13 protein-coding genes are annotated in these 13,989 nt (G+C 71.5%); 6 read left to right on the forward strand and 7 right to left on the reverse strand.

Annotation, left to right across the window (positions count from 1 at the left end; all coding sequences use genetic code 11):
• Nucleotides 1-15 precede the first annotated feature (15 nt).
• Entirely contained in the window at nucleotides 16-198 is a 183-nt protein-coding gene (locus PQV94_RS02895; protein ID WP_274287304.1) for a hypothetical protein, read from the forward strand.
• Nucleotides 199-213: 15 nt separating this feature from the next.
• On the opposite strand, the gene PQV94_RS02900 is transcribed toward PQV94_RS02895, so the two are convergent.
• The 3 genes from PQV94_RS02900 to PQV94_RS02910 form a co-directional block, all read right to left on the reverse strand.
• Complete coding sequence (locus tag PQV94_RS02900) at nucleotides 214-1,785, reverse strand: helix-turn-helix transcriptional regulator (RefSeq protein ID WP_274287305.1); 1,572 nt, start codon at nucleotides 1,783-1,785, stop codon at nucleotides 214-216.
• A gap of 104 nt (nucleotides 1,786-1,889) precedes the next feature.
• Nucleotides 1,890-3,446, reverse strand: coding sequence for a zf-HC2 domain-containing protein (locus PQV94_RS02905; protein ID WP_274287306.1), 1,557 nt, complete (start codon nucleotides 3,444-3,446; stop codon nucleotides 1,890-1,892).
• A 56-nt stretch (nucleotides 3,447-3,502) separates the two neighbouring features.
• Entirely contained in the window at nucleotides 3,503-3,901 is a 399-nt protein-coding gene (locus tag PQV94_RS02910) for a hypothetical protein (protein WP_274287307.1), read from the reverse strand.
• Nucleotides 3,902-4,004: 103 nt separating this feature from the next.
• Here PQV94_RS02910 and PQV94_RS02915 point away from each other — a divergent pair, with 103 nt between their 5' ends.
• Entirely contained in the window at nucleotides 4,005-4,163 is a 159-nt protein-coding gene (locus PQV94_RS02915) for a hypothetical protein (RefSeq protein ID WP_274287308.1), read from the forward strand.
• 76 nt (nucleotides 4,164-4,239) lie between these two features.
• Here the strand turns inward: PQV94_RS02915 and PQV94_RS02920 are convergent, their stop codons facing one another.
• Together PQV94_RS02920 and PQV94_RS02925 are read right to left on the reverse strand one after the other, a co-directional pair.
• A complete protein-coding gene (locus PQV94_RS02920) occupies nucleotides 4,240-4,935 on the reverse strand; it encodes a peptidase M23 (protein ID WP_274287309.1) in 696 nt (231 codons plus the stop codon).
• 42 nt (nucleotides 4,936-4,977) lie between these two features.
• Nucleotides 4,978-6,147, reverse strand: a complete 1,170-nt coding sequence (locus PQV94_RS02925; RefSeq protein ID WP_274287310.1) for a polysaccharide pyruvyl transferase family protein — start codon at nucleotides 6,145-6,147, stop codon at nucleotides 4,978-4,980.
• 119 nt (nucleotides 6,148-6,266) lie between these two features.
• On the opposite strand from PQV94_RS02925, the gene PQV94_RS02930 reads away from it, so the two are divergent.
• Together PQV94_RS02930 and PQV94_RS02935 are read left to right on the forward strand one after the other, a co-directional pair.
• Nucleotides 6,267-8,414, forward strand: a complete 2,148-nt coding sequence (locus PQV94_RS02930; RefSeq protein WP_274287311.1) for a glycosyltransferase — start codon at nucleotides 6,267-6,269, stop codon at nucleotides 8,412-8,414.
• Entirely contained in the window at nucleotides 8,411-9,700 is a 1,290-nt protein-coding gene (locus tag PQV94_RS02935; RefSeq protein WP_274287312.1) for a glycosyltransferase, read from the forward strand. The genes PQV94_RS02930 and PQV94_RS02935 overlap by 4 nt, the downstream gene beginning before the upstream one ends.
• A 141-nt stretch (nucleotides 9,701-9,841) precedes the next feature.
• Here PQV94_RS02935 and PQV94_RS02940 read toward each other — a convergent pair whose 3' ends face one another.
• On the reverse strand, nucleotides 9,842-10,522 hold the full coding sequence (locus PQV94_RS02940) for a hypothetical protein (protein WP_274287313.1): 681 nt from the start codon (nucleotides 10,520-10,522) through the stop codon (nucleotides 9,842-9,844).
• Between the two features lie 137 nt (nucleotides 10,523-10,659).
• Nucleotides 10,660-11,466, reverse strand: coding sequence for a DeoR/GlpR family DNA-binding transcription regulator (locus PQV94_RS02945; protein WP_274287314.1), 807 nt, complete (start codon nucleotides 11,464-11,466; stop codon nucleotides 10,660-10,662).
• Nucleotides 11,467-11,696: 230 nt separating this feature from the next.
• Between PQV94_RS02945 and PQV94_RS02950 the strand changes: the two genes are divergently transcribed.
• Nucleotides 11,697-12,992 carry an ABC transporter substrate-binding protein gene (locus PQV94_RS02950; RefSeq protein ID WP_274287315.1) on the forward strand — a complete coding sequence of 432 codons (1,296 nt, stop codon included), beginning with the start codon at nucleotides 11,697-11,699 and terminating at the stop codon, nucleotides 12,990-12,992.
• 67 nt (nucleotides 12,993-13,059) lie between these two features.
• Nucleotides 13,060-13,989 carry a carbohydrate ABC transporter permease gene (locus tag PQV94_RS02955; protein ID WP_274287316.1) on the forward strand — a complete coding sequence of 310 codons (930 nt, stop codon included), beginning with the start codon at nucleotides 13,060-13,062 and terminating at the stop codon, nucleotides 13,987-13,989.

Raw genomic sequence — 13,989 nt, forward strand, 5'->3', positions numbered from 1 at the left:
GGCGAGGCTTATGGCATGACCACCGAGAACCTCCGCACGCTGTCCTTCCACCCGCCGCTGCGTCCGCGTGGCGGAGGGTCCGCGCTGGCGCTCGTCGTGCTCGGATGGATCGGCGTCATCGGTCTCGTGGCCGTCGCGGCCGCTGCCCCGTTCGTCTTGGCCGGCGGCTGGGTGCTCACCCAGGTGATGGGTCGCTGACGCGGCTGTCGGCCGTCAGCCCAGCCCGAGGCGCCGGACGGCTGCCTCCGCCTCCTTGCGCGAGGAGACGCCCAGCTTGCGATAGGCGCTGCTGAGCTGCGTCTTGACCGTGTTGGGGCTCACGAACAGCCGTTCGGCGATCTGGGCGGTGGTGGCGCCGGTCGCCAGCTCCCGCAACACCGCGCGCTCCCTGGCGGTCAGCTGCGGCGCGGATGCGGCATCGGGGAACTGGGCCCGCTCGTGCACGAGGGTGACGAGATCGTCGTCCTGCAACGCCGCCGCCGCGGTCAGCTGGACGAAGTCGCTGTGGCCGACCGTCGCCATGCTGCCGGCGAGGCCGTACTCCCGGGCGAGGCGCAGGGCGTGGCGCATCGCGCCGGCGGCGTTCTCGGGCTCCTCGAGACGCAGGCAGGCGACGGCGGCCGCCATCAGAGCCTCGGTCAGCAGTCGCGGACGCGACCCCGCCTCCTCCACCAGAGCCGTGAGCGTGGCGAGGGCGCGGCGATGCTGCCCGGATGCGGACTCCACGCGCGCCCTGGCGAGCGTGAGGTGACCCGGCTCCGCGGGCCACAGCTCGAACCCGTCGAGGCGCGAGCCGCGGGCGAGCGCATCCTCCGCACGTTCGAGCTCGGCTGTCGCACGTGTCAGGTCCCCCCGACGCAGCAGCAGGTCGATACGCGCGCTCGCCAGCAGCTCTCCGGCCAGGCCCGCCTCGCTCAGAGGGTCCGGGTGCGCAGCCGCGGCGACATCGATCTCGATGAGCAGGGCCCCCGCATCCTCCGCCGGCGTGATCCGTGCCTTCGCGTGCAGCACGTGGGCCCAGTACTCGCCGAGCGTTGCGGGATCGATCGCGGCGAGCGTGCGCCGGGCCGCGTCGTCCTGCATCCGGTCATGCTCCCGCAGCGCCTGGGCGACCCGGGCCGGCACTGCGTACTTCGCGGCGGCGCCCAGCGCATCCGGCGCGGCGATGCGCGACCAGTGGTCGGCGGCGGAACGGTGTCCGGCGAGCGCGTGGATGCCGGCGAGCGATGCCGATGCCGATGCGCGGATGAGGGCGTCCTCCATCAGCACGGCGAGGTCGTACGCATCCTGGTACTCGGTGACCGCCTGCTCGATCTGCCCGGCGAACTCTCGCACTCGCGCCCATTGGGCGTGCAGGTGCGGGAGTGCCGACTGGGCCGCTTCCACGGCCTCGGTCGAGGCCGCGTGGAGCGCGTCGCGACCTCGTTCTACGCGGGCGACGGCGGCCGCCACGTGCCCGGCGCTGCGCTCGGCTGCCGCGCGGCTCGTGTGCTCGACGAGCACGTCGAGCAGTGCCGTCGGCCGCTCGAAGGTGGAGTGTCGGTAGCGGTGCACGCTGCCCGTGCCCTCGGAGAGGTGTCGCAGATAGGTGCGCGCGGCGAGGTAGCGCGGCTGCGCGGCGAGCGTGGACGCCGGGAGGCGTTCCAGAGCGCGGAGGAGCGCGGGGGCGTCGGTGAGGATCAGTGCCGACCAGTGCTCGGCGATCAGCGCGGTCACGCGATCCCAGTCCTCGTCGTCGACGGCGCTGTTCAGGGCGCGTTGCGGTTCACGGGTGACATCGCTCACGATCTGCGTGGCCTCTCGGGTGTGCGGTGACGCGGAGATCGCGTTTCCTACGAGGAGAGATGCGTCGCACGCGGTTTCGTGACGCGGTTTCCGAGATTCGTCGATCAGAACGGGAAGCAGAACCATTCCCAGGGCCACGGGCATCCCGGCTCCGTGGGCTCCGTGGGCCCGCTCGGGCTCGGCGAGGGACTGGGGCTCGGCGACTCGCTCGGGGTCGGGCTCGGTGTCGGCGTCGGGCTCGGGGTTGGGCTCGGTGTCGGCGAGGGCGACGGGCTCAGGGAGGGGGCAGGTGTCGCTGACGGCGAGGGCGACGGGCTCGGGGAGGGGGCCGGTGTCGGTGACGGCGAGGGAGTCGCGGAAGGTGAGGGCGTCGCGGAGGGCGATGGCGAAGGGCTGGGAGACGGCGCGGATGTCGGTGACGGCGATGCGCTGGGCGTCGGTGCGGGCGTGGGACGCGGTGTCGGCGCCGGTGTGGCCGCGGGGATGACGGGGGCGGGGCCTTCGGCCGCGGGGGAGCTCTCGGGGCGGGGTGTGCGCGGGGTGCGCGGCGTGGGCTGGGGTTCGGGCGCCAGCGTTGCGGTCGGGGTCACGGACGCCTCGGGTGAGGAGATCGCCGCGTCCGCAGCGGGGGCGGCGGGCGCTTCCGCGGCCGCCGGTGCGACGACCGAGGAGTCGGACGGGGCGAGGAGTCCACCCAGGCCCCCGGTCGCAGCCCACGTCACCCCGCCTGCGACCACCGCGACCGCCGACACCGCGACGACCGTCGCGAGCTGCCAAGAGCTCCGGCCGGCTCCGCGCGGGCGGAGCAGGCCCAGCAGTCCACCGCTCGCGTTCGAGGCGGCCTGTCCGCTGCCCGCGGCCATGGCCACGGCTGCGGCCTGCGCGCCGCCGGACTGCGCCCACGCCGCGTAACTGGCTGTCGCCGACACGCCGACGACGAGCGGGATGAGCACGAGGGCGAGCCGCGACGCGACGTCGCGCGCCTCGCTCCAGGCCAGCGCGCATCCGGTGCAGGTCTCCAGATGGGCATCGACGCGACGCGCGTCGCGCCGGGACAGGGCGCCACGGGTGTGCGTGCCTAGCAGCGGAAGGGTCTCGTGGCAGTCGGGGCCGCTCGGGTTGCGCAGCTGCGCCGTGACCCACGCGTCGCGGAATCCGCGGCGGGCTCGCACCACGAGGGCGGAGGCGGCGTTGGGCGCGAGTCCCATCAGCGGCGCGAACTGTCGCGGCTTCAGGCCGTCGACCTCGCTGTACCAGAGCGCCTCCTGCCAGCGGGTCGGCAGGCCCCGGAACACATCCGCGGTCGTGCCGCGCTCCAGGGCCGACAGAGCGGCATGCTCTGCGTCGACGGATGCGGCCGCCGCCGCATTCTCGAGGTCGGTCGTGTCGGCCTTGGTCTGTCGCGCACCCCATTCGGCCGCGACGTTACGCACCGACGTCAGCAGATACGGGCGGAAGCCCATGACCGGTCCTTGGCCGCGTCCGATCGCGGCGAGGATGCGGGTGAAGGCCTCGGCCACCACATCGTCGGGATCGAGCGAGGTGAAGGCGCGCGCGACCGCGTGCGCGGCGGCGGAGTGGCGCAGCCACAGTTCGCCGTAGGCACGGGAGTCGCTCGCGCGGGCGCGCTCGACGAGATCGTCGTCAGACAGCTCGGGCATGGGCTTTCGGGTCTTCGGGAATTCTGAGAAAGCTCTCATCTTCGGGTCCGTCCAGACTAGGGCGACGGCGCGGTCAAGCGGGAGAGATCCCAGGGATCCTGTGCAGAATCGCCGATCGACTCGAAGTTCCGGAGATGGCGGACGAGGTCGGTGAAGGTGTCATCCGCGAATGCGCGGCAGTCCAGGACCCGCGGCGCACCCCCGGTGACGTTCGCGACGATGCAACGGCGCAGGCGCCGACCCGCGACCGCATCCGTCGGGCGGGGAACCGAGAAGTGCACCAGCCCTCTCCGCCAGATCGCGGTGTCGGCGCCGTGATAGAGGTGCACGAGCGGGCCTCGGATGACGATGCGTTCGGGCCGGATGGCGCCACGCGAACCGGCCAGTCGCCGCGGCAGCCAGCGTCGCCAGGCGCGAAGGACCGGGACGGCGAACTCGGTGTGTGCGGGATGCATACCTGAGAGATGCGATTGCTCGCAGAACGTGACGCGGTTTCACGAACTTTCTTCGCCCGTCAAGGGGGCCGATTCCGTGGCGGGCGCCGCGCAGACTGGGCTCATGGTCGGAATCGCTGTTCTCCTCGTCATCATCGGCATCGTCCTGCTTCTTCTGGGCGTCTTCGTCGAAGCGGTGAAGTTCCTGCTCTGGATCGGGCTGATCATCCTCGTCATCGGGATCATCGCGGCCCTCATGCGATTCATCCGACGACAGGCGTAGTCCAACCGGCTCGCGCGTTCGTCCGGTCGTTGAGCGAACGCAGCGAGACGAAACGCCGACGCCGCGGCCGCGCGTGTCAGGCCGCGGGGCAGAGCGTGATGCCGTCGGTGCGATCGCCCTCGCGAGGGGTCCCGTTCAACGCGGCCACGACCCGTACCGCGCGGTCCCAGAACCGGGCGTAGTGCAGCGGATCCGCGTTGACCTGCGTCTCGTGCGCGACCTGGGTGGGATCGAGAGACGCCCGATCGGGCACACGTTCGGCCATGGCACGGTAGAAGATCGTGGCGGCCGTGTACGGGTCGAGCCGTTCGTCGCGGGAGCCCCAAGAGTCCTGCTGCTGGAACAGCCCGATCGAGGTCGTGGGTGTCCCATCGGGATTCGTGACGCCGCTCGTCTCCCAATCGCCGTAGTCGAGGTTTCGCAGCGACGACTCGCCCATCGCCGTCATGATCGCGATGGTCTGATCGCGTTCGTCGAAACCGAGATCGCGCCCCGCGGCGAGGATGGTGCACGCGTTGGCGAGCTGGCCCGACCCGTATCCTGCGATCGCCGGCTGGGCGATGCCGGGCGGGCGCGGTGCATCGCCGATTCCGACGTCGATCCGGTCGGCGGAATCGAAGGCGCCGATCGCGGCGCTGCCGGCGGCCAGGAGCGCCACGATGAGGATGAGGGGCGCGGCGGCCAAGGCGATGACCGCGGCGACGAGTCCACCGCGCGCGCCGCGTCGGCGGGCGGGCGGGCGGCGCCTGCGGGTCGAGGGACGTCGGGCCATCGCGGTCAGCGTAGAGGGTGCACCTGGAGTTCCCCCGGGGGCTCAGCCGAGGGTCGCCGCCACGTCGTCCCACCACTGCGAGGCGCGTGCGCGGTGCGCGTCGAATCGCTCGGTCGCCGCTTCGCGCAGGAACGCGGCGCGGGAGACGAGGGCGGGCAGCAGAGCGGATGCGGCCGCGGCGTCGTCGATGTCGATCACACCCTCCTGGCCCCAAGGCTCGAGGGCGCCTGTCAGCTTGATCCGCGTGTACTCGTCCGCCGCGAGGGCGAGCACGGGCACCCCCGACGGTGCCGCGAACACCACGGGGTGGTAGCGGGAGCTGATGAGCAGGCGTGCGGAGCGGGCGAGCGCGACGGCGTGCGCCGTGTCCGCCGTGGTCTCCAACCTGCTGGGGGTGCGCAGATGAGCGCGGACGCGTTCGTGCACGACGACGTCGCCGCGCACGTCGCCGTCGGTGAGCGGACCGAAGTGCGCGTGGAAGACGACGGGCGCGTCTGTGACCTCTGCGGCCGCGTCGATCATGCGGGCGAGGGCGGCGTCGACCGCATCCGTCGGGCGGTGCGCATACCAGCCGGACAGGCTCACGAGCAGCGGTCCGGATGCGGGCGCGACGACGGGGGCGTCGAGGAAGGACGCGTCGTCGACCTGCCGGCGGGGATGCAGCCCCCACGAGTGCACGAGCGCCTCGGTGCTGCCCTCGCGCACACCGACGAGCGCGGCGTCCGCGAGCGCCGCGCGCAGCCGCGTCTCATCATCGGTGGTCAGGTCGGGCCCGAAGGTCTGCCCGCTGAAGACGACCGGCAGCCCGCGCGCGGCAGCCATCCGGCTGAGCGTCGTGCGCTCGTAGATGTGCACCGGCCACCGCGAGGCGAGGTTGCCGCCGCCGGTGTGCAGCACTCCGGTGACCCCGTCGAGCGCATCGAGCACGCCCCGAGCCGTGTCGTCGGCGGTGAGCACGGTGCGACCGTCCGCCGCATCCACCAGCTGCTCGCTCCGGCGGGCCGCAGCGTCTCGATCGAGTCCCGTGAAACCGAGTCGGTTGACAGCGGAGATCCCGTAACGCTCGCGGGTCTCGGCGGGAGCCGAGGAGACACCGATCGTGTCGAGGCCGCGACGGCGGAGCTCGACGACGGCGGCGTCGAACATCGCCTCGTCGCCGACATGGAACAGATCGTCGACGACGCCGACGTCGCCGATGGCAAGAACGCTCACGCGGGCTCCGGGATCGTAGCGGGGGAAGGGGTGCGACTCAACGCTAGCCTGCTGCACAGACGTGTTCTCTACGATCGATCCGCTCGTGGCCGTCCGGCGACGGTGAAGGGAAGTGGGACGTGGGGATTCAGACGTCCATGGATGCGGTGCAGAGCGCTCCGACGATCGTCGATGCGCTGCGCCGCGCCGACGAGCTGGCGTTCGAGGCGGGCCGCGAGCCCGGTGTGCGCTCGTTGCGTCATCTGGCCGCGGCGCTTGCGAGCGAGGACGACGTGCGCGCGATCGCGGCCGTGCACGCGCTGGGAGCGATGACCGACGAGGAAGCCGGCAGGATGCTGGCGGCGCTGCTGTCGGACCGCCGTGCGTACGTGCGCGAGCACGCGGCGTGGGCGCTGTCGCAGGGACTGCCGCGGCTCGACGCGGTCGGGCGTCTGATCGCGATGGTCGCCGCCGGCGGGTTCTCCGCCATGCTCGCCCAGCGCACCCTCGAGGGCTGGTCGGTCCCCTCCGGCGAGGTCCTGGCCGTCGCTCTCGAGGCCGCGCTCGTGTCCACCGACGACCCCGCCGCCCGGGCGCGCCTGGTCGAGACCCTCGGGCTCGTGCGCGCACCGCTGGCGACGAGACCTCTGCTCGCGATCGCCCGCGACGAGGCGGAGGACGACGCGGTGCGCGAAGCCGCCATCGCCGCGCTCGGCCAGCGCCCGGGACACCCCGGCGTCGAGAGCACCCTCGACGAGCTCATGGCGGGCGCGGGCCGGTTGGCGTCCGTGGCCCGACTGGCGCTGCTCGATCTCGTCCCGCCGCGACCGGACGCGGCCGACGCGCCGCGCACGATCGCGCAGCTGTTCCTGCATGCCGACATGGACGCGCAGCTGGCGACGGCCGGCGCGGGGGACAACGGCGGCATCGCCACGCTGCTCGTGCGCCTCGGTGACGCGCTGGTCGCCGACGAGTCGGGACTCGTGGAGCGCGTGATCACTCTCGGACGCGGCAGCGTCGACCAGGCCGCGAGCGACCTCCTGGACGTCGCGGGCACCCGCGGCGGACACCGCTTCGGGCGTGTGCCCATGGCGGCCTCGCCCGTTCCCTCCGCCGCGGCGTGGGGACTGCGCGTGCAGGCGCGGCGCGGTATCCGCCGGGTGCTGCGGGCCGCGGGCCGCGTGGACGTGCTGCATCTGCGCATGGCGGATGTGGGAAGCCTCGCGGCGGTCGATGTCGCCCGCGAGCTCGGCATCCCCACCGTGTTCACGCTGGCACCCGACCCGCACTCCGTGATCACCTCGCTCGAGGAGTCCGGCCAGCTCACCCGCGAAGGCTTCGGCGACGCCGACCTCCGCGAGCACTACTGGTTCCGTGCCCGGCTCGTGCAGTCGCTGGCGGCGGGCGCCGAACACACCGTGCTCTTTCCCCGGCCCACGCTCGCCGACGACATGAAGCGGCTGGTCGGTGTGGACATCACCACGCACGCCGAGCGGCACACCGTGGTCGCCGAGGGTGTCGACCTCGCCGTCGTCGACGACGCGGTGTCCCGCGTCGCCGCATACGGCGCCGAAGGAGAAGCGCCGGAAGGTCTGGCCGAACTCGAGCGGATGCTGGGAGAGCTGCCGGAGGAGCGCCGCGGCCTGCCGCTGCTGGTGAGCGTCGGGCGCCTCCACCGGGTGAAGGGCATGGCGTCGCTCGTCGAGGCGTGGAGCACCTCCGACGTCGCCGCGCGCGCGAATCTGCTGATCATCGGCGGCGACCTCACGCATCCGTCCGTCGACGAGCGGGAGCAGCTCGAGCGCATCGACGCGATCGTCCCGCCCGCCGAGCGCGCCACGCGGGGCCTCCTGCTTCCCGGACACCGCCCGAACGGCGTCACCGCGCTGTGGCTGGCGGCCGCCCGGCTCGGGCTGCCTTCCCTCGCTGCGCCCGGCGGTGTGTACGTCTGCGCGAGCATCAAGGAGGAGTTCGGCATCGCCCTGCTCGAGGCGATGGCGACGGGCCTCGTCGTCGTGGCGCCGGATGCCGGCGGCCCCGCCACCTACGTCGAGCCCGGCCGCACCGGGTTCCTGGCGCCGACCTGGGATCGGGAGCGCTTCGTCGCAGCGATCACCGAGGCGCTCGCCCACGCGGTGATCGATCCGGAGGCGATCGCTCAGCGCTCGCACGCGATGGTGGCCGAGCGGTTCACCATCCAGGCGATGGCGGCGACCCTCGCCCCGCTGTACCAGGCCGTCGCGTCGCAGAACGAGGACCTGGCCCGGCTGGCGGTGCTGCCCTCGTGAGGCTTCTCGTCATCAGCCCGGACTACGCCTCGCACCTGCTCCCGCTCGCGACTCTCGCGACCGCCTGGCAGGAGCGCGGGCACGAGGTGACCGTGGCGACCGGGCCCGCGACGGCCCCCATCGTCGCGGAGGCCGGATTCGCCCACGTCGAGCTGTCGCTGGGGCGAGGCGCGAACGCCGGCGTGATGCGCACCGCCCAGCAGCAGGCGGATGAGGCGTCCTCGCTGGAGGGGTTCTTCGCCGCGACGCGCCTGGGCATGGTCGAGACGCTCACCTACCAGGCGCGCGAGCGGCTGACGGATCTCATGTGGGACCCGGTCGGCCGTGGCCGGCAGACACTGGAGATCATCGATCGGGTGCAGCCCGACCGCATCCTGGTCGACCACCTCGCCTTCAGCGCCCGCATGGCGATGCAGGCCGCGGGTGTCGCGTACGGCGACGTGGTGCTGGGTCACCCGACCGCCCTGCCGGTGGCGGGGGAGCTCTACGGCGTGCCGCCGTTCTGGCCCCGCGCCTTCGACCCGGATGCGGCGAGCCTGGCGGCGTTGCGCACGCTGGCGGCGGAGGTGTCCGAGCGGTTCACCGCGCAGTGGAACGCCGCCGCATCCGAGATCGATCCCGCGGCTCCCGTCGTGGCCGACGCCTTCGCGTCGCACGGTGCGACGGTGCTCTACAACTACCCGGAGCAGCTCGCCGCCGGCGACGGCCGGGCCATGCCGGCCGGGGTGTTCCTCGGCTCGACGCTGCGTGAGGAGGCCGTCGATGCGTCGATCTCCGGGTGGATCGACGAGGGCGAGCCGTACGTGTACGTGAGCTTCGGCAGCTTCCTGTCGGTGCGCGACGACGTGCTGGCCCGTGTCGCCGATGCGCTGCGCTCGCTCGGCGTGCGCGCCGCGATCGCGACGGGCGCCGCCGACACCTCGGCGTGGGGCGAGATCCCCGCCGACTGGCTCGTGCGCGAATACCTGCCGCAGGTGCGCCTGCTCGGCTCAGCGGCGGCCGCGATCACCCACGGCGGCAACAACTCCGTCACCGAGGCGTGCGCGCAGGGTGTGCCGCTGGTGGTGCTGCCGTTCTCGACGGATCAGTTCGCGGGTGCCGCGGCGCTGGAGCGCACGGGAGTGGGCATCGCGTGCGATCCCAACCGCGCGAGCGCGGCCGAGCTCGCCGACGCTGTCGCCCGGCAGCTGCGACCGGATGCGGCCAGTCCCGCGCTGCGGGCGCAGATGCGCCGCGACGGCCGTGAGCGCCCCGGGCCGCTCCGGGCCTTCGACGCGCTGGCCTGACTCCCCCGTCGTGGCGCCAGCCCGGTGGCGCCAGCCCGTGACGCCAGCCCGGCGGCGCGAGTGAGCATTCGTTCATCGAGTGAGCATCCGATCGAGTGCTCGTTCGATGAAAGGATGCTCGCTCGGCGAGAGTTTTCGGGATCAGGAGATACCGACGAGGCGCGCGATGGCGCCGGGGTCGCTGGCCGCAGCGCGGTAGAGGCCCATGCGCGCCTCGTTAGCCTCGTAGCCGGCGCCGACGCGCTGCTCTGCGGCGTGGTGCAGCGCGTACACGCGTCCGGTATGGCGGCGCGGCGGCTCGCCGAGCACAGCCTGATGGGTGAGGTACCAGGCGGCGTCCTCGAACCCCCATCCGCGAAACGCCTCGTCCTGCCCGCCGTGCGCGAACCAGGTCTGCGGCGTGGCGACGTAGACGCCGGAGCAGGCGCCCTCGACGTACTGCTCCACCGTGCAGTCGACGAGCGGCGTGCCGGACGCGTACTCGGCCGAGCCGCTCGCGCCGAGCCAGCGGTACTCGTCATAGGGCAGGTGCACGCGCCCGCTCGTGCGTGCGGCGGCGATCGCGGCGCGCAGCGGCTCCTGCTCGGGAAGGGTGTCGGCGTCGCCGATCACGACCACGGCGTCCGGATGCGCGGTGCGCATCGCGAGGTTGCGGCACGCGGCGAGCACGAACACGTCGTCGTCGGTGTCGATCGTGCGCACCGAGGCCTCGGGCAGGTGGGTCTCGTACCAGCGGCGGACGAGGGCGAACGGGGCGCGGCGGGTCGGCGCGTCCCGCCAGGGGATCACGACCTCGACGGGGGGAACGAGAGCTGTGGACATCGCGCTCAGCATAAGCATGTTCCGGGCCCCCGCTGACCCCTTGCGCTCACCGGGTTCGGCTCACTGGGTTGCTGGCCGCATCCGCCGGTCGTGGGGCGCATCCGTTGGTCGCGGGGCGCCGGGAAGGGCGCGCCTGCTCAGTCGCAGATGACGGTGACCCCGGCGGCGGCGAGGGCCGCGGCAAGGTCGGCGGGCGGGGGAGCGTCGGTGATGAGGTAGTCGGCGCCCTCGAGAGCCGTGACCTGCGCGAAGAGGCGGCGCCCGAGCTTGGTGGAGTCCGCGAGGATGGCGGTGCGATCGGCGCGCTGGATCATCTCGGCCATCATCGTCGAGTCGCCGAGGTTGGATGCGGAGTATCCGGATGCGTCCACGGCGCCCACCGCGACGAAGGCGATGTCCGCGCGGATGTCCACATCCGGGCCGGCCGAGGTCATCGCGAGGGTCACCGGCCCCGTCGTCGCCTGGGTGATGGTGCGCACGGCGCCGCCGAACACGTACAGGTCGCGGAAGACGCTCGGCGGGATCTCGGCGGGGACCCGCAGGTTGTTCGTGGCGATCGTGAGGTCGCGGTGGTTGCGCAGCGCGCGGACGAGGGCGAGCACGGTCGTGCCGCCGTTGATCATGAGCACCGCGCCGTCGTCGACGAGCTCGGCGGCGAGCTTGCCGATCTTCTCCTTCTCGGGCACTTGCATACGCAGGCGCACATCCAGTCCGCGGTCGCGGCCCGGGCCCTCGGAGGCGCTCATCGCGCCGCCGTGCGTGCGCACGAGCGCGCCCTGGCGATCGAGCTCGTCCAGGTCGCGGCGGATGGTGTCGATCGAGACGCCGAAGTGGGCCGAGAGGTCGGCGACCGTGACCTGTCCGACCTCCTCCACGTAGGCGGCGAGATCCGCCTTGCGTCCGGCGGGCAGTCGACGGGAGGTGCTTTTGCGCTGCGCGTCCATGGCCTCATATCTAGCACAGGACTGCACAAAACGGCGGAGACAGCCGCACGCATCCGCAACATTTTGGACCGGGAGTCCATCGCGAAACTCCCCAGAATCGCCGTGTTTCGGCGCCTCTCGTGATCAATCCGTGTCTTGACGGGATGCAGGCATCGCTGCATAATCGTGCTTAAACAGGCACGAAGCTGCAGAAATCAGCGGAATGCCGCACCATCTCGAAGAGGAGAGACATGTCCGCATTCCGGCGAGGACGCCGTACCGCAATCATGCTCATGGGTGTCGCGACAGCGGCGACCACGCTTCTGGCTCTGACGGGCTGCTCGTCGGGCGGCAGCGGTTCGGGCGACAGCGGCGGCGACGTCACGATCGAATTCGCGCAGTGGTGGGAGCCCGAACTCCCCGACGGCGAGTTCCGCGCCCTCATGGACGAGTTCGAACAGGCCAACCCCGGCATCAAGGTCGACCTCGTCAGCGGCCCGTACGCATCGACGAAGGAACAGCTCTTCGCCGGCGCCGCATCCGGCACGATGCCCGACGTCGTCGGCCTCGACGGCGCATGGGTCAACGACTTCGCCTCCAAGGGCGTCATCACCGACCTCGGTCCGCTGCTGAAGGACGCCGGCTTCGACGAGAGCGAGCTGGCCGCCCAGATCAAGGTCGACGACAAGACGTACATGATCCCGGTGGTCAACTTCGTCTACCCGATGTTCACCAACGACGCCCTGCTCTCGCAGGCGGGAGTCAGCGCACCGCCGTCCACCCGCACCGAGTTCGAGGATGCGGCCAAGAAGATCACGGCCCTCGGCGGCGACGTGCACGGCTGGGTGCTGCCGCTCTCGCTCGAGGCGCCGAACGGCGTGCAGAACGACGTCATGTCGTGGGTCTGGGCCTCGGGCGGCACGATGCTCGACGGCGGCAAGCCCGACCTCACCAACGACGACGTCACGAGCGCCGTCGAGTACATCGGCGACCTGTGGAACGAGGGCGTGATCGCCCCCGGCAGCTTCACCATGAAGGAACAGGACAAGGTCGAGGAGTTCACCAACGGTCGGGTCGGCATGATGATCGACTCGCTCGCGCACATCAATCTGATCCGCGAGAACAACCCCGACCTGAAGTTCTCGATCTCGGCGATCCCCGCCGAGGACGGCTTCACCGGTGAGCGCGGCATCCCTTACGCCTCGTGGGGCATCGGTGTGGCCGAGAACTCGCAGCACAAGGATGCGGCCGCCAAGCTCGTCTCCTTCCTGATGAGCAAGGACACCAACTCGAAGCTGTCGACGATGGCGAAGGCCTTCCCCGGCAACACCGGCTCGGAGCCGGACTTCGTGAACGACGACGAGCTGTTCAAGACGGCGTTCGAGATCTACAAGGCCGGCTACCCGGCGAACGAGTTCACGGGCCTCCCCGTGGCCGAGGACCTCATGCGTCAGCTCGGCGAGCAGCTGCAGTCCGCTCTCGACGGACAGCAGTCCATCCCCGACGCGCTGAAGAAGGCGCAGGAGAGCTGGACGGCGGAGTTCTGATCCCCTTCCGCCACCGGGTGCCGCACCGCGCGGTGCGGCACCCGGATACGTCAGGAGTTGACCGAGCATGACACTCAGAACGCTGACCGCGCCCGACACGGAGACACTCGTCACCGGCCGGCCGCCCGGCAAGAAGCGCCGCCAGCTGCGGCGCACGACGGAGTCGTACGGCTTCCTCGCCCCCACCCTCATCCTGCTGTTCATCCTGATGGTCGTGCCGATCGTCATGGTCATCGGCTACTCGCTGCAGGACAGCGCGATCCTCGGACCCCCACCGGAGTTCGTCGGCATCCAGAACTACCTGACGGTCCTCGGCGACCCGGGCTTCTGGAAGGCGACCGGCAACACGATCTTCTTCAGCGTCGTCAGCGTCGCCGCCCACCTCGTGCTGGGTCTCGGCTTCGCGATGATGCTCAACAGCCGCCTGCTCGGCGCGCTCACCCGCACGGTCTTCCGCGCCCTCTACGTGCTGCCGTGGCTGTTCACCGCCGCCGTCATCGCGGTGCTGTGGCGGATGCTGCTCGCACCCAACGGCGTCATCAACTTCCTGCTCAACACGAACATCGAGTGGCTCGCCTCGCCGCAGCTGGCGCTGGGCACCGTCACCTTCATCAACATCTGGGCGGGCTACCCGTTCTTCATGGTCAGCCTCCTCGCGGGGCTGCAGGGCATCCCGCAGGACCTGTACGAAGCCGCGACCGTCGACGGCGCGACCGCGTGGCAGCGCTTCTGGAACGTCACCGTTCCGCAGCTGCGTCCGATCATCATCAGCCTCGTGCTGCTGGATCTCATCTGGACCTCGCAGCAGTTCGCGCTCATCTGGATGACCACCGGCGGCGGCCCGATCGATGTGACCGAGATGCTCAGCACGTTCACCTACAAGCTCGCCTTCGCCAAGTACGACTTCTCGCTGGCGGCCACATCCGCCGTGCTCGTGCTGCTCATGTCGATGGTGCTGGCCGTGTTCTACGTGCGCCACCAGAAGGCGAGGGACTGA

The sequence above is a fragment of the Microbacterium sp. Clip185 genome (assembly GCF_028743715.1).
Taxonomy (GTDB): domain Bacteria; phylum Actinomycetota; class Actinomycetes; order Actinomycetales; family Microbacteriaceae; genus Microbacterium.